Here is a 20386-nt window from a genome sequence, read left to right as displayed (position 1 = left end):
GGCGATCAGCCCCCCGGGCCAAAGCGGGCCTCGGCCTGGCGGCGGAACTCCTTCGGCGTCATGCCCTTGATCTGCAGGAAGCGGCGATTGAAGTTGGCCACGTTGTTGAAGCCGACGTCGTAGCAGACGTTGGTGATGTAGCGGTCGGTCTCCATCAGCAGCTGGCAGGCCTTGTTGATGCGCAGCCGGTTGACGAAGTCGGTGTAGCTGTTGCCGGTGGCACGGCGGAAGTAGCGCGAGAAGCTGCTCTCCGTCATGTCCAGCCGCGCGCACAGCGCGGCCATCGAGAAGTTCTCGGCGTAGTGTTCGGTGAGAAAGTCGACGATGCCGCTGATGCGCGCCAGCCCGGCGTCGTCGTCGAAGCTCTGCAGCTGCACGGTCGACAGCAGCCGGTAGTCGCTGCAGCGCACCAGCTGGTCGAGCAGCGCGGCGAATTCGGCCAGGCGCTGCAACCCATGCGCCTCGCGCACGCGCTCGATGTGCTCGCGGGCCTTCGCGCTCAGGCCGAAGAACTCCACGCCGTGGCGTGCCCGCTCGAGCAGCGGCAAGGCCTCCGCCAGCTCGGGAATCTGCGCGGCGGCGTGGCGCAGCGGCGCATCGCCGAACTGCAGCACCATGTCGCGCAACGGCACGCCGCCCTCGGGGACGTCGGTGGAGATCCAGTTGTGCGGCAGGCGCGGGCCGGTCAGCACGAGGTGGCCGGGCTCGAAGTGGCCGATGTAGTCGCCGACGAAGACCTTGCCGCGCGTGGACACGATGAGGTGCAGCTCGTACTCCTCGTGATAGTGCCAGCGCACCAGCGGATTCGGGAAGCCATGCTCGAGGAAGCGCACCAGACCGTAGGTCCCCGGTGGCTCGTAGCCGAGATTCGGCGTGCGGCCGACATCGTGCTCGAGCTCCGGGCTGCGGGGGCGCTGGAGGGCCATGGCGGATCTCCTGGTTCGTCGCGGTCAGGTACTGCGCCGGCGCGCGAAGTCGGCCACGCGCGCACTCGCGTCGCGCAGCGCGGCCACCAGTCGCGCGTCGCCGGCCAGCGTGCCGAACAATACCTTGTCCGCGGCGAAGGCGGCGACCGGATCGCCGGCCTCGCAGATCGCGTGCGCCGCGGCCGGGTCCATCGCCTGGTCCTGGTAGGTGTAGGGGATCTGCCCGCGATGCCAGCGCTGCAGATAGGCGAGGAACAGCGCCGGCAGCATGGCCACGCTGGCGATCGACGCATTGGTCACCAGCCGCTCGCGGATGGTCGGCACGATGAAGCCGGGGATCTTGCTGAAGCCGTCCATCGCCACGCGCTGGTTGGTGTCGCGGATGGCCGGGTTGCCGAAGCGGTCGAGCACGATGTCTCGGTAGCGCGGCAGGTCGATCGGGCTGGGCCGTCCGGGCGCGTGAAGGCAGGGGATGGTGTCGTCGGTGACGTAGTCGTACGCCAGCCGGCGGATCTCGGCATCGTGCGTGCCCTCGTGGATGAAGAGAAAGCCGGCCAGCGTGCCGGCCCAGGCGATGCAGCTGTGGGTGGCGTTGAGCAGGCGGATCTTGGCCTCCTCGTAAGGCGCGACGGATTCGACCATCTCGACGCCGACCTTCTCCCAGGCCGGGCGGCCGGCGGCGAAGCGATCCTCGATCACCCACTGGATGAAGCTCTCGCCCATCAGCGCCGTCGGGTCGTCGACGCCGGTCGCGGCCAGCACGCGTTCGCGCACGTCCGGGGTCGGGCGTGGCGTGATGCGATCGACCATGGCGTTCGGGCTGGTCGTGTTCGCCTCGATCCAGTCGCGCAGGCCGGTGTCGCCGAGCAGTTCGACGAACTGCAGCAGGCCGCGGCGCGAGCGGTCGCCGTTGTGGCGCAGGTTGTCGCAGTTCAGCAGCGTCACCGGCCCCGCGCCGGCGGTCCGGCGCGCGCGCAGGATGGCGGTGAGCGCGGCGTAGATCGTGCCGCCCGGCCGCCCGGCTCTCGCCGCCTGCAGGTCGGCGGCCAGGTCCGCGAAGTTCAGGTCGAGCCGGTTCTTCGCATCGAGGTAGTAGCCCGCCTCGGTGACGGTGAAGGAGACGATCCTCGTGGCCGGGTTCGCGCCCTCGGCGATCAAGCCGGCCAGATCGGCGGTGTAGGGGATCACTCGGCGGATCGAGGAGATGCGCTCGTAGCGGTGCTCGCCGGCCGGCGAGATGGTCTCGAGCATGTAGGCACCGTCCTGCGCCGCCAGCGCCGCGATCGTCTCGGCCATGTCGGGACGCGTGTTGCCGCCGGCCAGCGTCCAGGACGCATCGCCGCGCTGGATCAGATCGTGCAAGTAGACGGCCTGGTGAGCGCGGTGGAACGAGCCCAGGCCGAGGTGCAGCATCGTGTTCATCGCAGTCACCTAGAGGTCGAAATGGGTGGGCATGAGGACCACGTCGCGGATCGTCATGCCGCGCGGCCGCGTCAGCATGAACATCACCACCTCGGCCACCTCGCTGGCTTCGATCAGGCTGCCGGCCTCGCGCGCCTCCTTCAGCTTCTCGGCTGGCCAGTCGGACAGCAGCGAGGTCACGACGGGCCCGGGGGAGACCGCGCCGACGCGGATGCCATGCTTGAACACCTGTCGACGCACCGTCTGCACGAAGCAGTTCACCGCCCACTTGGACGCGGCATAGACCGGCTCCCACGGCGTCGGGAAGTGCGCCGCGAGCGAGCTGGTGACGATGATGTCGCCCGCGCCACGCTCGATCATGTGCGGCAGCACGTCGTGCACGTTCTTCATCACGACGTTGACATTGAGGTTCAGCATGCGGTCGATCGCGTCGACGTCGGCGTCGACCAGGTCGCCGCCGATGTACAGGCCGGCGTTGGCGTGCAGGATGTCGAGCCGCCCTGCCCGCTCCAGCACTTGCGGCAGCAGCGTCCTGCAGGCCGCCGGATCGAGCAGGTCCAGCACCAGGGGAATCGCCGCCTCGCCGAGCCGCCCGCGCAGCGCCGCCAGCCGTGCGGCGTCGCGGTCGACCAGCACGACGCGCGCGCCGGCGGCCAGCATCGCCTCGGCGCTGGCCAGGCCGATGCCCGAGGCCGCGCCGGTGATCACGGCGACCTGGCCTTGCAGTGTCGCGGCCATGCTCACGCCCTGCCGACCTGGGCGGCGACGGTCTGGCCCTGGCGATCGAAAAGGTGGAAGGAGGCCGGCGCGATGTCCAGCCCGACCGGGTCGCCGGGGCGCAGCGCGGTGCGTTCCGACTGTCGCGAGACGATCTGCACGCCGCGCCCGTCGCCATTGCCGACATGGGTATAGATCAGCGTGTCCGCGCCGAGCGACTCCACCAGCTCGACGCGGCCGCTGAGCTTGCCCGCCCCGGCCGCGCGCACCAGCACGTTCTCCGGCCGCACGCCGATGAAGCCGTCCGGCGCGTTGGCCGCGCCGACCACCTCGCGCAGCGACGGCAGCCTGGCGGTGTCGACCACGTTCATCTGCGGCGTGCCGATGAACTGCGCGACGAACTGGTTGGCCGGGCGGTCGTAGAGCTCCAGCGGCGAGCCGACCTGCTCGATCGCGCCGTCGCGCAACACCACCACGCGGTCGGCCAGCGTCATCGCCTCGACCTGGTCGTGCGTCACGTAGATCGTCGTCGCACCCAGGTCGCGGTGCAGCTTGGCGATCTCCACGCGCGTCTGGCCGCGCAGCGCGGCGTCGAGGTTGGACAGCGGCTCGTCGAACAGGAACACCTTGGGTGCCCGGACGATGGCGCGGCCGATGGCGACGCGCTGGCGCTGGCCGCCGGACAGTTCCCGCGGCGTGCGGTCGAGGTACTGCGTGAGGTTGAGGATCTCGGCAGCGCGGCCGACCTTCTCCTTGATCACCGCCTTGTCGACGTTGGCCAGCCGCAGCGCGAACGACATGTTGTCGAACACGCTCATGTGCGGGTAGAGCGCGTAGCTCTGGAACACCATCGCCAGGTCACGCTTGGACGAGGAGAGCCTGGTGATGTCGCGCCCGTCGAGCTCGAGGCTGCCGCCGTCGATCTCGGTCAGGCCGGCGATCATGCGCAGCAGCGTCGACTTGCCGCAGCCGGAAGGCCCGACGAAGACGACGAACTCGCCCTTCTGGATCTGCAGATTCACGCCCTTGATGGCGCGCAGGCTGCCGAAGAACTTCTCGACGCCCTTGAGTTCGAGGTATGCCATGTGACTGCTCCTTACTTGACGGCGCCGAAGGTCAGGCCCTGCACCAGCTGCTTCTGGCTGAACCAGCCGACCACCACGATGGGCGCGATGGCCATCAGCGATGCGGCCGACAACTTGGCCCAGAACAGGCCCTCGGGGCTGGAATACGAGGCGATCAGAGTGGCCAGCGTGCCGGCCTTGGCCGAGCTGAGGTTGAGCGACCAGAACGCCTCGTTCCAGCTCAGCACCAGGCACAGCAGGCCGGTCGAGGCCAGCGGGCCCATCGCCAGCGGCCGGATCACGTGCTTGAACTCGCCCCAGATGCTGGCGCCGTCCATGCGCGCTGCCTCGAGGATGTCCGGCGGGATGTCCTTGAAGCCCGAGTAGAGCATCCACACCATGATCGGCAGGTTCGACAGCGTGAAGACGACGATCAGCGCGGTGAGCGAGTCCAGCATGCCCACCGTCTGCGCCATCACATAGACCGGCACCAAGGCACCGACGGCCGGCATCATCTTGGTGGACAGCATCCACATCAGGATGTCGCGCGTGCGCTTGGTGCGGAAGAAGGCCATCGAGTACGCCGCCGGCGCGGCGATGGCCAGTCCGAGCAGCGTGGAGATCACGCTGGTGATGACCGAGTTGCGCGCGTACAGCAGGTAGTCGCTGCGCAGGTTCACTTCCTCGAAGCTCTCCAGCGAGGGCGAGAAGAACAGCTGCGGCGGGATGGCGATCGCCTGCTGCTCCGTCTTGAAGGCGGTGAGCACCAGCCAGATCAGCGGGAAGACCACCAGCAGCGTGAGGCCCCAGGCGGCCACGGTGCGCAGAATGAGGGCGAGGTTCTTCATGGGTGGGCTCTCAGTCCAGGTTCTTGCCGATCAGGCGGATCAGGAACACCGCGGCGATGTTGGCCAGCACCACCGCGAACAGCGCGCCGGCCGAGGCCACGCCGACGTCGAAGTTCATCAGCGCCTGCTTGAAGATCAGGAAGGCGACGTTGGTGCTCGCGTTGCCGGGCCCGCCGCCGGTGGTGGTGAAGATCTCGGCGAACACGCTCATCAGGAAGATCATCTCGATCATCACGACGACCGCGATCGGCCGGCCCAGGTGCGGCAGCGTGAGGAACCAGAACTTCTGCAACGCGTTGGCGCCGTCCATGCCGGCTGCCTCCATCTGGTCGGTGTCCAGCGACTGCAGCGAGGTGATGAAGATCAGGCAGGCGAAGGGCAGCCATTGCCACGACACCATCAGGATCACCGAGAACAGCGGGTGGTCGGTGAGCCAGTCCACTGGCGCGGTGCCGAAGAAGCCGCTGACCTGCGCGAGCACGCCGTACACCGGGTTCATCATCATGTGCTTCCACAGCAGCGCGTTCGCCGTGGGCATCACGAAGAAGGGCGAGATCAGCAGCACGCGCACGATGCCGCGTCCCGGAAAGGCCTGGTTGACCAGCAGCGCCAGCGCCACGCCGAGCACCACGGTGATCGCGATCACCGAGCCGAGCAGCAGCAGCGTGTTGAGCACCGACGCGAGGAAGTCCGGATCGGTGACGAAGAACTCGTAGTTGGCCAGCCCGATGAAGTCCTTCGGGCCGGGCTGCATGAGGTTGTAGCGCACGGCCGAGAAGTACAGCGTCATCGCCAGCGGCACGATCATCCAGAGGAAGAGCGTGACCACTGCGGGCGCCATCAGCGCGCGGGGGAGCAGTCTGTTCATGAGTGGCTCTCAGTGCGTCAAGCGGCCGTCGCGGAACCGGCTGTGCCGGGCCGCTGGCGGCGCCCCCCCTGGGGGAGCGCCGCAGGCGCTACGGGGGGGTCACTTGTAGTAGCCCGACTTGCGCATCTCGCGGTCGGCGGCCTGCTGCGCGGCCTTCAGCGCCGCGTCCACGCTGGTCCGGCCGGCCAGTGCCGCGCTCATCTGCTGGCCCACGGCGATGCCGATCGCCTGGAACTCCGGGATGGCCGCGAACTGCACGCCCACGTACGGGCTCTTGGGCAGCGTGCTGTCGTTCGGGTTGGCGCTGTCGATCGCCTTCTTCTCGGCCTCGGCGAACACCGCGGCCTTCAGGAACTCGGGGTTGGCATAGGTCGACTTGCGCGTGCCGGTCGGCACATGCCCCCAGCCGTTGGTCTTCGCGACCAGCTGGATGTACTCCTTCGAGGTCGCCCAGGTGATGAACTTCTGCGCGTCGGCGGCGTTCTTCGTGCCGGCGGGAATCGCCAACGCCCAGGCCCACAACCAGTTGGCGCCCTTCTGCGTGGCCTGGTAGGGGCCCTGCGCGAAGGCCACCTTGTCGGCTACCTTGCTCTGCTTCGGGTCGGTGATGAACGAAGCGGCGATGGTGGCGTCGATCCACATCGCGCACTTGCCCTCGTTGTACAGCGCCAGGATCTCGTTGAAGCTGTTCGCGCTCGAGCCGGGCGGGCCGTACTTCTTCAGCAGGTCGACGTAGAAGGTCACGGCATCCTTCCAGGGCTGGCTGTCCAGCTGCGGCTTCCAGCTCATGTCGAACCACTGCGCGCCGAAGCTGTTGGCCATGGTGGTGAGGAAGGCCATGTTGTCGCCCCAGCCCGGCTTGCCGCGCAGGCAAATGCCGTACACGCCGCTCTTCGGGTCGTGCATCTTGGCGGCGGCGTCACGCACCTCTTTCCAGGTCGGGCGCTCGGCGAACTTGATGCCGGCCTTGCCGGCCAGGTCCTTGCGGTACATCAGCATCGAGCTCTCGCCGTAGAAGGGCGCGGCGTAGAGCTTGCCCTCCACCGACAGGCCGTTGCGCATCGCCGGCAGCAGGTCGTCGACGTCGTAGGCAGCGTCCATCTTCAGCTCGTTGAGCCATCCCTTCTTGCCCCAGATCGGCGTCTCGTACATGCCGATGGTCATCACGTCGAACTGGCCGCCCTTGGTGGCGATGTCGGTGGTGACGCGCTGGCGCAGCACGCCCTCTTCCAGCGTCACCCACTTCACCTTGATGCCCGGGTTGGCCTTCTCGAACTCGGGGGTGAGCTTCTGCATCTCGATCATGTGGCCGTTGTTGACGGTGGCCACCACGATCTCGCCGGCGGCGGCGGACGCCATGGCGCCCAGGCCGAGCAGCAGTGAAACGCAAGCCTTCATGGTCATGGTCTTGTCTCCTTGGTTGATCTGTGCCGGCGGCGATCACCGCCGGGGCCTGCGAAATCTAGTCGCCGCTCCATGCAGACATCGATACTCCATCGGCACTCCTCTGTACTTATTTGCATTGCTTGCTAGTGTTTTCCCCCATCCCCTGCAAGAGATGTCGCTGCCGCGCCGCGCCGTGGGAATTTGACCGACGGAAGAAACTCATGCATCATGGAAAGTGAAACTTAGTTACACGCCGACTCCTGTCGGTGCACGGAAATGTCCTTCGACCTCGTCTTCTTCGGCGGCACCGGCGACCTCACCTGGCGCAAGCTGATGCCCGCCCTGTTCCAGGCTTGGCGCCACGGCAAGTTGCCGGAGGGCGGGCGCATCCTCTCGGTGGCGCGCGACGAGCGCAGCGACGAGGACTACCGCCACTTCATCAAGGAGCGCTTCGTCGAGGTCGAGAGCGCCAAGCGGCCCAGCGACGAAGAGTTCGCCCGCTTCGCGGAGCTGCTGCACTACCGGCGCATGGACCTGGCGCTGCCCGAGCACTACGCCGGGCTGAAGGAATGGGTCGATGCGCGGCATGCCGACACGGTGGTGCTGTTCCTCGCCACCAGTCCGCACCTGTTCCCGCAGATCTGCGCGCAGCTCGGCAATGTCGGGCTGAACGGGCCGAACGTGCGCGTGGTGCTGGAGAAGCCGCTCGGCCACGACCTGGCCAGCGCGCAGGAGATCAACCGCGTGGTGCGCAGCGCCTTCCGCGAGGACCAGGCGCTGCGCATCGACCACTACCTCGGCAAGCCGGCGGTGCAGAACCTGATGGCGCTGCGCTTCGGCAACGCCCTGTTCGAGCCGCTGTGGCGGCGCGAGAGCATCGCCAACATCCAGATCACGCTGGCCGAGAGCCTGGGGGTGGGCACGCGCGGCGACTTCTACGACCGCACCGGTGCCCTGCGCGACATGATCCAGAACCACGCGCTGCAGCTGCTCACCATGGTGGCCATGGAGCCGCCCAGCCGCAACGACGCCGACGCGATCCGCGACGAGAAGCTCAAGGTGCTGCGCTCGCTGAAGCCCTTCACCGACGAGAGCGTGGCACGCGACGTGGTGCGCGGCCAGTACCGCGCCGGCAACTGCGACGGCCAGGCCGCGCCGGCCTATCTCGACGAGATCAAGGTGCCGGCGGGCAGCCGCACCGAGACCTTCGTCGCCCTGCGCACCGAGATCCAGAACTGGCGCTGGGCCGGCGTGCCCTTCTACCTGCGCACCGGCAAGCGGCTGGCGGCGCGCGACGCGCAGATCGTCGTCAACTTCCGCCCCGCGCCGCACAGCATCTTCCCGGGCCTGAACCAGCCGAACAAGCTGGTCATCAAGCTGCAGCCGGAGGATGGCCTGGAGCTGCACCTGATGGCCGCCAAGGGCGCCGGCACCAGCGACGCGCTGGCGCCGGTGTTCCTCGACCTCGACTTCGACAAGGCCTTTGCGGAGAACCGCGTCGGCGCCTACGAGCGGTTGCTGCTCGACGCCATCGCCGGCAAGCTCAACCTGTTCGTGCGCAGCGACGAGCAGGAACAGGCCTGGCGCTGGGTCGAACCCGTGCTCGGTGCCTGGTCGCGCGACAGCACCGGCCCGCGGCCCTACGCCGCTGGCACCTGGGGCCCGGCAGCGGCCAGCGCCCTGGTCGCACGCGACGGCTTCGCCTGGGCCGAAGAGCAGTGACTGGCATGCTCGACCGCATCAAGGCGTCGATCCCTGCCCTGCCGCCGGCCGAGCAGCGAGTCGCCAAGCTGCTGCTCACCGACCCGCGCGCGTTCGCCACCCTGCCGGTGGCCGAGCTCTCCGAGCGCGCCCATGTCAGCAAGCCGACCGTGGTGCGCTTCTGCCGCAGCGTCGGCTACGACGGCCTGGCCGACTTCAAGCGCAAGCTCGCGGGCAGCGTCAACGAAGGCGTGCCCTTCGTGCACCGCGCGGTCGACGAGGACGACAAGACCGGCGACATCGTCGTGAAGGTCATCGACAACGCGGTCAGCGCGCTGCTCAAGTACCGCAACGATGCCGCCAGCCACGCCTTCGAGCGGGCCATCGCCGCACTGGCGGAAGCCGGGCGCTCCGGCAAGCGCATCGAGTTCTACGGCGTCGGCAACTCCGGCATCGTGGCGCAGGACGCGCAGCACAAGTTCTTCCGCCTCGGCGTCCACGCCGCGGCGGTCAGCGACGGCCACGTGCAGGTGATGAGCGCGACGATGCTCGGCCCGGGCGACTGTGCCGTCATCATCAGCAACTCGGGTCGCAGCCGCGACCTGCTGGACGTCGCCGAGATCGCGCGGCGCAAGGGCGCCACCACCATCCTGATCACCGCCAGCGGCTCGCCGCTCGCGCAGATGGGCCAGGGCGGCGCGACGCAGGTCCTGCTCGCCGTCGACCACCCCGAGGACTACGACCGCTACAGCCCGATGGTGTCGCGCCTGCTGCACCTGATGGTGATCGACATCCTCACCACCGCCGTGGCGCTGCGCCTGCCCGGCGAACTTCGGCCGATGCTGCAGGAGATCAAGAAGAACCTGCGGACGAAACGCTACGCGCGGCCGGAGTAGGACCGCGCGCCAGCACCGGCCGCAGGGCGACGCCCGTGTGACTGGCGGCCAGTCTGGCCAGCCCCTCGGGCGGACACGACGCCACCACGCCACCGCCGCGCGCGCCGCCCTCGGGGCCGAGATCGACGATCCAGTCGGCCTCGGCGATCACGTCGAGGTCATGCTCGATCACCACCACGCTGTGGCCACCGTCGACCAGCCGGTGCAGCACGCGGATCAGCTTCTCCACGTCGGCCATGTGCAGGCCCACCGTCGGCTCGTCGAGCACGTAGAGCGTGTGCGGCGCCTTGTTGCCGCGCCGCGTGACGTCGTCGCGCACCTTGGTCAGCTCGGTGACCAGCTTGATGCGCTGCGCCTCGCCGCCGGACAGCGTCGGCGAGGGCTGGCCCAGCGTCAGGTAGCCCAGGCCGACGTCCTTCAGCAATTGCAGCGGGTGGCTGATCGCCGGCATCGAGGCGAAGAAGTCCACCGCCTCGTCGACCTCCATGGTCAGCACCTCGCCGATGTTGCGGCCGCGCCAGGTGACGGCCAGCGTCTCGGCATTGAAGCGCTGGCCGTGGCAGACGTCGCAGGGCACCTTCACGTCGGGCAGGAAGCTCATCTCGATGGTGCGCATGCCCTGGCCCTCGCAGGCCGGGCAGCGGCCGTCGCCGGTGTTGAAGCTGAATCGCGCCGGCGCGTAGCCGCGCGCCTTCGCCTCCAGCGTGTCGGCGAACAACCTGCGGATGACATCCCAGAAGCCGATGTAGGTGGCCGGGCAGGAGCGCGGCGTCTTGCCGATCGGCGTCTGGTCGACTTCCAGCACGCGGTCGATCTGCTGCCAGCCTTCGATCGACACGCAGCCCTGCCAGTTCGGCTTCGCCCCGCGCACGTTGACGAACTGCAGATTGGCCAGCAGCACGTCGCGCGCCAGCGTGGACTTGCCCGAGCCGCTGACGCCGGTCACCGCGACGAGACGCTTCAGAGGGACCGGCACGTCGAGGCCCTTCAGGTTGTGTAGCGAGGCGCCGCGCACGAACAGCTGCTCGCCATTCGTCTGCACCGCGCGCCGCGGATTCAGCGGGTGCAGCATCGGGTGCGCGAGGAAGCGCCCGGTCACCGAGTCGGCATGCGCCGCCAGCGCCGCGGTGCCGCCCTCGGCCACCAGGCGTCCGCCGCGTTTGCCGGCGCCGGGGCCGATGTCGATGATGTGGTCGGCGCGGCGGATGGTGTCCTCGTCGTGCTCGACGACCACCAGCGTGTTGCCCTTGTCGCCCAGCTTGTGCAGCGCGTCGAGCAGGATCTGGTTGTCGCGCGGGTGCAGGCCGATCGTCGGCTCGTCGAGCACGTAGCACACGCCCTGCAGGTTGCTGCCGAGCTGCGCCGCCAGGCGGATGCGCTGCGCCTCGCCGCCGGAGAGCGTCGGCGCCGCGCGGTCCAGCGTCAGGTAGCCCAGGCCGACCTCTTCGAGGAACTCGAGCCGGCTGCGGATCTCGGCAACCACATCGCGCGCGATGTCGGCGTCGCGGCCCACCAGCTTCAGCCCTTCGATCCACACGCGGCAGTCCGAGACACTCATTCGTGCCAGCGCCGTGATCGCCTGCCCTTCGAAGGTCACGCCGCGCGAGGCCGCGTTCAATCGGGTGCCGGCGCAGTCCGGGCAGGGCGCGTCGGCCAAGCCTTCGACCTCGGGCTCCTCGGACGGGAAGCTCTGCTCGCGGCCCTTGTCGTCGTTGTCGCGCCTCGAGTCGTCGTAGGCCTTGCGCTGCTCGCGCGTCAGCGCCAGGCCGGTGCCGACGCAGGTGGTGCACCAGCCGTGCTTGCTGTTGTAGCTGAACATGCGCGGGTCCAGCTCGGGGTAGCTGGTGCCGCAGACCGGGCAGGCTCGCTTGGTCGAGAACACCTTCAGCGCGCCGATCTGCGACGTCGGCGTGCCGGCGAGCATCGCACCCTTCAGGCCGTCCAGCGGCGCGAGCAGGTGCATCACGCCCTTGCCGATCTCCAGCGCCCTGGCGAGCAGCGTACGCAGCTCGGCCTCGTTCTCGGGCAACACGATCAGGTCCCCCACCGGCAGCTCCAGCGTGTGCTCCTTGAAGCGGTCCAGCCGCGGCCAGGGATCCACCGGCACGAACTCGCCGTCGACGCGTAGGTGCGTGTGACCGCGCGCCTTGGCCCACTTGGCGAGGTCGGTGTAGACGCCCTTGCGGTTGACCACCAGCGGCGCCATCAGGCCGACGTGCTGGCCCTTGTGATCCCGCAGCAGCTGGGCCGCGATGCTCTCGGCGCTCTGCGGCTTCACCGGCGCACCGTCCAGCGTGCAGTGCTGCAGGCCCAGCTTCACGTAGAGCAGGCGCAGAAAGTGCCAGACCTCGGTGGTGGTGGCCACCGTGCTCTTGCGCCCGCCGCGCGACAGGCGCTGCTCGATCGCGACCGTCGGCGGGATGCCGTAGACGGCATCGACCTCGGGCCGGCCCGCAGGCTGCACGATGCTGCGCGCGTAGGCGTTGAGCGACTCGAGGTAGCGCCGCTGGCCCTCGTTGAAGAGGATGTCGAAGGCCAGCGTGCTCTTGCCCGAGCCCGACACGCCGGTGATGACGCTGAACCTGCCGCGCGGGATGTCGACATCGAGCGACTTCAGGTTGTGCTCGCGCGCATTGACGATGCGGATCACTTCCTCCGCCGTGCGGCGCTCGTCGCGCGAGCGCTTGAGCAGGCTCTGCAGCGGCAGGCCCTCCTGGGCGACCGGCACGCCGATGCCGACGGCGCGCTCGTAGTCGGCGAGGGCCTTGCCGGTGTGCGAGGCGGGATGGCGCTTCACCTCTTCGGGCGTGCCGGTGCAGACGACCAGGCCGCCGGCGTCGCCTCCCTCGGGTCCGAGGTCGATCAGCCAGTCGCTGGCGCGGATGACGTCGAGGTTGTGCTCGATGAGGACGATCGAGTGGCCCGCCTCGAGCAGCTTGCGGAAGGCGCGCATCAGCTTGGCGATGTCGTCGAAATGCAGGCCGGTGGTCGGCTCGTCGAACAGGTACAGCGTGCCCTTCCTGGCCACCGCCTGCGCGGGACCGCCCTGGACCTCGGCGAGGAAGCCGGCCAGTTTGAGGCGCTGCGCCTCGCCGCCGGACAGCGTGGGCACCGGCTGGCCGAGCTTCACGTACTCGAGGCCCACGTCGACGATGGGCTGGAGCACGCGCAGCACCTCGCGGTCGTCGCGGAACAGCTGCACCGCCTCGCTGACGGTGAGCTCCAGCACGTCGGCGATCGACAGGTCACGCATCACCTCCCCCGGCGCGCGGCGGTCGATCCTCACGTCGAGGATCTCGGCGCGGTAGCGGCGGCCGTCGCAGTCCTGGCAGCGCAGGTAGACGTCGGAGAGGAACTGCATCTCCACATGCTCGAAGCCCGAGCCGCCGCAGGTCGGGCAGCGGCCGTCGCCGGCGTTGAAGCTGAACATGCCGGCGCCGTAGCCGCGCTGCAGCGCCAGCGGCGCCTGCGCGAACAGCTTGCGGATCTCGTCGAAGGCGCCGACGTAGCTGGCCGGGTTGGATCGCGCCGTCTTGCCGATCGGCGACTGGTCGACGAACACCGCGTCGGCCAGCCAGTCGGCGCCGAGCAGGCGGTCGTGCTCGCCGGGGCTCTCCGTCGCCTTGCCGAAGTGCCGCTGCAGCGCGGGGAACAGCACATCCTGCATCAACGTGCTCTTGCCCGAGCCCGACACGCCGGTCACGCAGACGAGATGCTGCAGCGGGAACTCGACCGTCACGTTCTTCAGGTTGTGCTCGCGCGCCCCTTCGACGATCAGCTTGGGTGTGGACGCCGACACCAGCCGCTTGATGCCCATGCCGACGTGCTTGCGCCCGCCGAGGTAGGCGCCGGTGAGCGTGTCGGCCGAGCGGATCGCTTCCGGCGTGCCGTCGAACACGATGCTGCCGCCGCGCTCGCCCGGCCCCGGGCCCATGTCGATGAGGCGGTCGGCGGAGACCATCACGGCCGGATCGTGCTCGACGACGACCAGCGTGTTGCCGGCATCGCGCAGCCGCTGCATCGCCTCGATGATGCGGTTCATGTCGCGTGGGTGCAGCCCGATGCTCGGCTCGTCGAGCACGAACATGGTGTTGACCAGCGAGGTGCCCAAGGCGGTGGTCAGGTTGATGCGCTGCACCTCGCCCCCCGAGAGCGTGCGGCTCTGGCGGTCGAGCGTGAGGTAGCCGATGCCGACGTCGCACAGGTACTTCAGCCGCGTGCGGATCTCGTCGAGCAGCAGCTTGAGCGCCTCGTCGAGCATTGAGCTCGGCAGCGAGATGCGATCGAAGAAGCGGTGCAGCCGCTCGATCGGGATCAGCATCAGGTCGTGTACCGTCAGGCCGGGCAGGTCCTGGAGCTGCGTGCGCGACCACTGCACGCCCAGCGGCAGGAAGCGCTGGTCCGGCGCCAGCACCGCATCCGCATCCTCCTTGGACCCCAGGCGCCACTGCAGCGCCTCGGTCTTCAGCCGGGCACCGCCGCAGACATGGCAGGGCGTGTAACTGCGGTACTTGGACAAGAGCACGCGGATGTGCATCTTGTAGGCCTTCGACTCGAGGTACTCGAAGAAGCGCCGCACGCCGTACCACTGCTTGTTCCAGTTGCCGCTCCAGTGCGGCGAGCCGTTGATCACCCAGTCGCGCTGTGCCTCGGTGAGCGCGGACCACGGCGTGTCGCGCGGGATGCCGGCCTCGCCGCCGTACTTCAGCAGGTCGTCCTGGCACTCTTTCCAGGCCGGCGTCTGCATCGGCTTGATGGCGCCGGCGCGCAGCGTCTTGCGGTGATCGGGAATCACCAGACCGTAGTCCACGCCGATGACGCGGCCGAAGCCGCGGCAGGTGTCGCAGGCGCCGTAGGCCGAGTTGAAGCTGAACAGCGCCGGCTGCGGGTCGGCGTAGCGGATGTCGCTGTCGGGGCAGTGCAGGCCGGTGCTGAAGCGCCACAGGTCGGGCTCACCCTCCTCCCGCAGCGCGTAGACGTTGACGCGCCCGCTGCCGCGCTTGAGCGCCGTCTCGATCGCCTCGATGGCACGGACCTTCTCGACGCCCTGCAGGCGGAAGCGGTCGGCCACCACGTCGAGCAGGATGCGCGGCCCGGTGGGCGAGGCGACCTCGCGCTGCGCCTGCACGCGCGTGAAGCCGCTGGCGGCGAGCCACTGCTCGATGTCCTGCGCGCTGGTGCCGGCCGGCAGTTCGACGGGAAAGGTGACCACGAGGCGCGGATCCGCTTCTCTGGTGCGCGCCAGCAGCTCGGCGTAGATCGTCTCCGGCGTGTCGTGGCGCACCCGCTGCGCGGTCTGCCGGTCGAACAGTTCGGCGGCGCGCGCGAACAGCAGCTTCAGGTGGTCGTTCAGCTCGGTCATCGTGCCGACCGTCGAACGCGAGCTGCGCACCGGATTGGTCTGGTCGATCGCGATCGCGGGCGGCACGCCATCGACGCGGTCGACCGCCGGGCGGTCCATGCGGTCGAGGAACTGGCGCGCGTAGGCGCTGAAGGTCTCGACGTAGCGCCGCTGCCCCTCGGCGTACAGCGTGTCGAACACCAGGCTGGACTTGCCCGAACCGCTCGGTCCGGTGACCACCGTCATCTCGCCGGTGCGGATGTCGAGGTCGAGGTTCTTCAGGTTGTGCTGGCGGGCGCCGCGGATGCGGATCGTGCCGCGGCCATCACCGGTCGAGCTGCTGCTGTCCATGGGCCTCCAGGGGCAAGGGCAGGCATTCTAGAGATGCCGGCAATCTCCCCGGGCTTCGGGGGTTGCCGCAGATCAAGCCCGGGCCGGACACTGTTTGAAACAAGTCCACCGATGCGGGGCCCGCGAGAAGAAGCGGCGTCCCATCCGCGATGCCGCTCACCCTGAGCTTGCGTCACCTCTGCTTGGCGCTCGCCATCGTGCTGGCAGCCTTGGGCGGAGGCGGCGGAGCAGACGATCCGACTGAAGCAGCCAGGCTGCCGCCGGACCCTAGCTCCGAGCGGACCGGCGGCCCTGCGGACGCAACGCAGTTCGCAGTGAGCTTCGCCGCGGTTCCCGCAGCCGCCGGCAGCCACACCGGCTTCACCGCAGCCGCCACCGGCGCCGGCCGCAACCCGCGCTACCAATGGGATTTCGGCGACGGCACGGCGCAGACAGGCTGGAGCGCGTCACCGCACGCGAGCCACATCTACACGCGGCCGGGCCTCTACACGGTGACCGTCACGGCCACCGACGACAGCGGCGTCGAAGCGCGCCTGGCCTCGCTTCAGTCCGTCCGCGTGCCACCGCTCTCGGGCACACCGCGTACCACCGGCTCGATCGCCTTCGAGTCGCGCAGCGGCGCCAACCCGCGCCTGTGGGTGGTGAACGCAGACACCGACTCGGTCTCGGTGTTCGACACCGTCACGCGCAAGCGCCTCGCCGAGATCCCGGTGGGCGAATCCCCGCGCACGCTGGCGCTGACGAGCAACCGCACGGTCTGGGTGACGAACCAGGCCGACGACACGGTGAGCGTCATCGACACGGCCACCCTGACCGTCAGCCGCACACTCGCGCTGCCGCGCGGTTCACAACCCCATGGCGTGGCCGCGCTGAACAGCGGCTACGCCCTCGTCGTGCTCGAGGCCGACGGGATGCTGGTGCGCTTCAGCACCAGCACCTATGCGCCGACCGGCACGCTGGCCATCGGCACGAACGCGCGTCACGTGTCGATCAGCGCCGACGGCGACTCGGCCTACGTCACGCGCGCCATCGGCGAAGCCGAGCCCGGTGAGTCCGCGGCCGCGCAGCGGGCCGGCAGGAGCGAGCTGCTGCAGGTCGCCCTGCCTGCGCTGTCGATCGTGCGCCGCGTCGAGCTGGCCGATATCGGCGAGGAGCTCGCCGGCCGCATTGATCACGTCAACGCCAGCCTGGCCAGTTCCATTGCCTTCGACCCCAGGGGCCTGTTCCGCTACGTGGCACCGGAGCGTGGCCGTGAGGTCGCGGTGATCGACGCGCGCCGCCGCCGCGAGCTGTTCCGCATCGACACCGGCCTCGCGCCGCAGGGCCTGGCGCTGTCTGCCGACGGCCTGGCGCTGTACGTGCACCACCTCATGGCGCACAGCGTCGGCGTCTACGACCTGCGCCCGCTGCAGCAGCAGGGCCGACTGGCCGCCGAGCGGGTGGCCACGCTCGCGACGGTCGGCCAGGACCGGCTCGATGCCGCCGGCCAGCACCTCCAGCGCGACCAGGGGGACGTCCATGCGGCGAAGCGCCTGCACTGACCGCACGGCGCCCGCTCAGACCCCCATCGGGCTGGGATTGGGCGTCGCCGCCGTGGCGAAGCCCGTCGAGGTCGTCGACCGGTCGATCGTCGGGTCCGACCGCAGGTGCCGGCGCCAAGCCGACCGCTCCGTGTGCCGCGCCGCAGGCACTGCCGCGGGTATATCTTCATTGCGGCACAGATGTGCAAAGTTAACACTTGATAAGTCGATGCGCGCGCCGATCCACGGCGCGAGGTGGCCCCGGCCACCGTTGACTTCCGTGAACGACCTCGGCGTTCCGGACACCGCGCGGCTGACACTGACCGAGGAGCAAAGGAGACGCTGGCCATGCTGATCACCTTACTGCGGTGCATGTCCTCGAGTGAACCGTGTTGCTCCCGGTCCGCCTCGGCGCCGACGCCCGTCGCGCTGCCCCTGCGCCTCTGACGGCGACGGCGGTCCCGTACACCACGGCATGAGGCCGGCGGGGCAGCGCCCCGCGCGGTTCTTCACATCCTTGTTCGTCCTCGAGGAGGGCTTTGTATGTCCATGAGAAATACCTCGGCGTGCTTCGGCGCGCTCACCCTGGCCCTTCTGGCCGCGCCCGCCGTGTACGCGGCCGACTGGCCCAGTGCCGGCCGTGACCTGAACAATTCGCGCTACCAGGCCGACGAGTCGGCGATCACGACGCGAACGGTTGCCGGCTTGACGCTGAGGTGGGCGCTCGCCACCGACGGCGACGTGACCGCCAATCCTGCAGTCGACGGCGACTTCCTTTACTTCCCCGACTCGGCGGGCTTTCTCTACAAGGTGAACAAGGCCACCGGTGCCGTGGCCTGGAAGAAGCCGATCAGCGACTACACCGGCATCACCGGCGACTTTGCGCGCGCGACCCCGGCGGTGGCCGGCGATCTGCTGATCCTCGGCAACCAGAGCGGCAAGTTGCTCGGCCCGGCGCTCGGGCAGCCGAATCCGCAGGCGGCGCGGGTGTTCGCGGTGAACAAGCATACCGGCGCGCCGGCCTGGACGACGCAGATCGACGATACGCCGCTGTCGTTCGTCACCCACTCCGCGGTGGTCGCCAACGGCACGGTCTTCGTCGGCACGGCGTCGAACGAGGAACTCGTCTCGGCGTTCGTGCCCAAGCTCTACTGGCAGTGGCAGTTCCGGGGCAGCGTCAGCGCGCTCGACGTGGCCACCGGCAAGGTCAAGTGGAAGAGCTACATGGTGCCCGAAGGCTACTCCGGCGGCGCGGTGTGGGGCAGCACCGGCGCGATCGATCTGAAGAGCAACCAGTTCTTCGTCGCCACCGGCAACAACTACATGGTCCCTCAAGCGGTGCTCGACTGCATCAGCGCAGGCGGTACCCAGCTGTCGTGCAGTTCGCCCGCAAACCACTTCGATTCCATCGTCGCGCTCGACCTGAGCACCGGGGCAATCAACTGGGCGAGCCGCGGGCTCGACTCCGACACCTGGAGCGTGGCCTGCGGACTCAACGTGCCCGGCGTCTTCGTCGTCGCGCCGGGACCGTTCTTCCCCGGCGTCTACGACAACTGCCCGAACGCCAATCCGGCCACCGCGGGACCGGACTACGACTTCGCGCAGGGCCCGATGTGGCTCGGCGGCGGGCTCGTCGGCGCCGGTCAGAAGAGCGGCCGGTTCTGGGCCTTCGACCACAAGACCGGCGCGCTGGCGTGGGCGACCCAGGTCACGCCGGGCGGCGTGACGGGCGGGTTGCAGTGGGGTTCGGCCACCGACGGCCACCGGATCTTCGTGGCCGCGTCGAACAGCGGCCCGTCGACCAACGGCGGCGGAGCCGGAGCGCTGCCGTGGACGCTCAAGGACGGCACGACCACCACCGCCGGTGGCTGGGCCGCCCTGGACCGCCGGACCGGCGAGGTACTGTGGACGACCAAGGATCCGCTGGGCAGTCGCGCCGAGGGGGCCGTGAGCGCCACCGACGGCGTCGTGTTCGGCTGCAACATGTCTGCCGCCGGCACGATGTACGCCCTCAACGCGCGCACCGGGGCGGTGCTGTGGTCGTTCGACAGTGGCGGGCCGTGCAACGCGGGCCCGTCGATCGCCGACGGCATGGTGTTCTGGGGCACCGGCACCTTCAGCGGCTTCGGGCCGAAGAAGGTGTACGCCTTCGGGCTCTGAGCCAGCGGCCCACGAGGGCGGCGGCGCGCCGCCCTCATTCCTCGCTGTCGCGCACCGGCAGCCCGCGGCCGCGCGCCCAGTCCTTGGCCCTGGCGATGGCGATGCGGATCGCCAGGCCCTCGTCCATGCCCTCGTCGAGCAGCGCGTTGGCGATCTCGATGGCCTTCTCGCGCGCCGCCTCGCTGAGGTGGCGCATCGCGGCGGGATAGCGCATCGGGGTCCAGGGCATGGCGGCCGTCACTGGTGCACTGCTCGCGGCGCCGCCGGCGTGGGAGGGGCAGCGGACGCCGGCAAGGCTGTCGGATCGACAGTCTGCGCCGATGCTGTGGCGGTCGCAGCTAGCCCGCCAGAAACCGCTCCACCAGCGCGAACTGCGCCGGCGTGTTCAGCGCCGGTGCATGGCCGCAGCCGGCGATCTCCACCACCACCGCCCGCGGGCCGCGGTTGCGCATCGCTTCGGCGGCGTCGCGCAGCAGCAGGTCGGAGTCCTCGCCGCGCAGGCAAAGCACCGGGATGTCCAGCGTGTCCCACTCGTCCCAGCGCAGGTAGTCGTTGCGGTGGTGGGTGAACTGCATCACCATCGCCGGGTCGTAGTGCGGCGTGACACGGCCGTCGGGCAGGCGCCGCACCGAGGTCTCGGTCAGGCGCCGCCACTGCGCGTCGCTCAGCCAGCCGTAGGGCTTGTAGACGGTGCGGAAGTACTGCTCCAGTTCGCTCACCGTGGCGAAGGCCGCCGGGCTGCCGGCGTAGCTGCGGATGCGCTCGATCGCCGCGTCCGCAAGCTGCGGGCCGTTGTCGTTGAGCACGAGGCGGCGGACGCGGTCGCGCAGCGAGGTGGCGGCCGCCACCGTGCCGATCGCTCCCCCCATCGAGGTACCGAGCCAGTGGAAGCGCTCGATGCCGAGCGCGTCCACCAGCGCGGTGGCGAGCTTCACGTAGAAGGCCAGGCAGTACTCCTGCTCCGGCAGGGGACTCCATTGACTGAGGCCGCGTCCGATCGTGTCGGGGCAGATCACCCGGTAGCGGTGCGACAGGTGTGCCGCAATGTCGTCCATGTCGCGGCCGGTGCGCGCCAGGCCGTGCCAGGCGATCACCGTCTCGGCATGTTCGGCGCCCCACTCGGTGTAGTGGAGCTCGCGGCCTTCGCACTGGAGGTAGTTCGACGTGAAACTCATGCCGTTCTCGC

General features: G+C 69.3%; 14 protein-coding genes. 4 read left to right on the top strand and 10 right to left on the bottom strand.

The window, feature by feature from the left end:
* Positions 1-5 precede the first annotated feature (5 nt).
* The 7 genes from Q0599_RS24635 to Q0599_RS24605 all read right to left on the bottom strand — a co-directional run bounded on the left by Q0599_RS24635 (position 6) and on the right by Q0599_RS24605 (position 7243).
* The gene (locus Q0599_RS24635; protein ID WP_298835346.1) at positions 6-926 is read right to left on the bottom strand and encodes an AraC family transcriptional regulator; all 921 of its coding nucleotides are present in this window, start codon (positions 924-926) and stop codon (positions 6-8) included.
* 24 nt (positions 927-950) lie between these two features.
* A complete protein-coding gene (gene dalD / locus Q0599_RS24630) occupies positions 951-2348 on the bottom strand; it encodes a D-arabinitol 4-dehydrogenase (RefSeq protein WP_298835345.1) in 1398 nt (465 codons plus the stop codon).
* A gap of 9 nt (positions 2349-2357) precedes the next feature.
* On the bottom strand, positions 2358-3086 hold the full coding sequence (locus Q0599_RS24625; RefSeq protein ID WP_298835344.1) for an SDR family oxidoreductase: 729 nt from the start codon (positions 3084-3086) through the stop codon (positions 2358-2360).
* 2 nt (positions 3087-3088) lie between these two features.
* Positions 3089-4150: an ABC transporter ATP-binding protein gene (locus Q0599_RS24620; protein ID WP_298835343.1), complete on the bottom strand. Its 1062-nt coding sequence runs from the start codon at positions 4148-4150 to the stop codon at positions 3089-3091.
* 11 nt (positions 4151-4161) lie between these two features.
* Positions 4162-4977, bottom strand: coding sequence for a carbohydrate ABC transporter permease (locus Q0599_RS24615; protein WP_298835342.1), 816 nt, complete (start codon positions 4975-4977; stop codon positions 4162-4164).
* Between the two features lie 10 nt (positions 4978-4987).
* The gene (locus Q0599_RS24610; protein WP_298835341.1) at positions 4988-5845 is read right to left on the bottom strand and encodes a carbohydrate ABC transporter permease; all 858 of its coding nucleotides are present in this window, start codon (positions 5843-5845) and stop codon (positions 4988-4990) included.
* 99 nt (positions 5846-5944) lie between these two features.
* Positions 5945-7243, bottom strand: a complete 1299-nt coding sequence (locus Q0599_RS24605) for a sugar ABC transporter substrate-binding protein (RefSeq protein ID WP_298835502.1) — start codon at positions 7241-7243, stop codon at positions 5945-5947.
* 264 nt (positions 7244-7507) lie between these two features.
* Here Q0599_RS24605 and zwf point away from each other — a divergent pair, with 264 nt between their 5' ends.
* Both zwf and Q0599_RS24595 read left to right on the top strand, forming a co-directional pair.
* Positions 7508-8953, top strand: a complete 1446-nt coding sequence (gene zwf, locus Q0599_RS24600) for a glucose-6-phosphate dehydrogenase (protein WP_298835340.1) — start codon at positions 7508-7510, stop codon at positions 8951-8953.
* 5 nt (positions 8954-8958) lie between these two features.
* Positions 8959-9828, top strand: a complete 870-nt coding sequence (locus tag Q0599_RS24595) for a MurR/RpiR family transcriptional regulator (protein ID WP_298835339.1) — start codon at positions 8959-8961, stop codon at positions 9826-9828.
* Here Q0599_RS24595 and uvrA read toward each other — a convergent pair.
* Positions 9785-15520 carry an excinuclease ABC subunit UvrA gene (gene uvrA / locus Q0599_RS24590; protein ID WP_298835338.1) on the bottom strand — a complete coding sequence of 1912 codons (5736 nt, stop codon included), beginning with the start codon at positions 15518-15520 and terminating at the stop codon, positions 9785-9787. The genes Q0599_RS24595 and uvrA overlap by 44 nt on opposite strands.
* 314 nt (positions 15521-15834) lie before the next feature.
* Between uvrA and Q0599_RS24585 the strand changes: the two genes are divergently transcribed.
* Together Q0599_RS24585 and Q0599_RS24580 are read left to right on the top strand one after the other, a co-directional pair.
* A complete protein-coding gene (locus Q0599_RS24585; protein WP_298835337.1) occupies positions 15835-17061 on the top strand; it encodes a YncE family protein in 1227 nt (408 codons plus the stop codon).
* Between the two features lie 522 nt (positions 17062-17583).
* Positions 17584-19200 carry a PQQ-binding-like beta-propeller repeat protein gene (locus Q0599_RS24580; protein WP_298835336.1) on the top strand — a complete coding sequence of 539 codons (1617 nt, stop codon included), beginning with the start codon at positions 17584-17586 and terminating at the stop codon, positions 19198-19200.
* 34 nt (positions 19201-19234) lie between these two features.
* Here Q0599_RS24580 and Q0599_RS24575 read toward each other — a convergent pair whose 3' ends face one another.
* Together Q0599_RS24575 and Q0599_RS24570 are read right to left on the bottom strand one after the other, a co-directional pair.
* Positions 19235-19429 (bottom strand): hypothetical protein, encoded by a 195-nt coding sequence (locus Q0599_RS24575; RefSeq protein ID WP_298835335.1) that lies wholly within the window; start codon positions 19427-19429, stop codon positions 19235-19237.
* Between the two features lie 109 nt (positions 19430-19538).
* The gene (locus Q0599_RS24570) at positions 19539-20375 is read right to left on the bottom strand and encodes an alpha/beta hydrolase (protein ID WP_298835334.1); all 837 of its coding nucleotides are present in this window, start codon (positions 20373-20375) and stop codon (positions 19539-19541) included.
* Positions 20376-20386: the final 11 nt, after the last annotated feature.

The organism is uncultured Piscinibacter sp., assembly GCF_937952055.1.
In the GTDB taxonomy this organism is placed as follows: domain Bacteria; phylum Pseudomonadota; class Gammaproteobacteria; order Burkholderiales; family Burkholderiaceae_C; genus Piscinibacter.
Note: the sequence above shows the minus strand (reverse complement) of the source record. Positions and strands in the feature narration are given on the sequence as shown.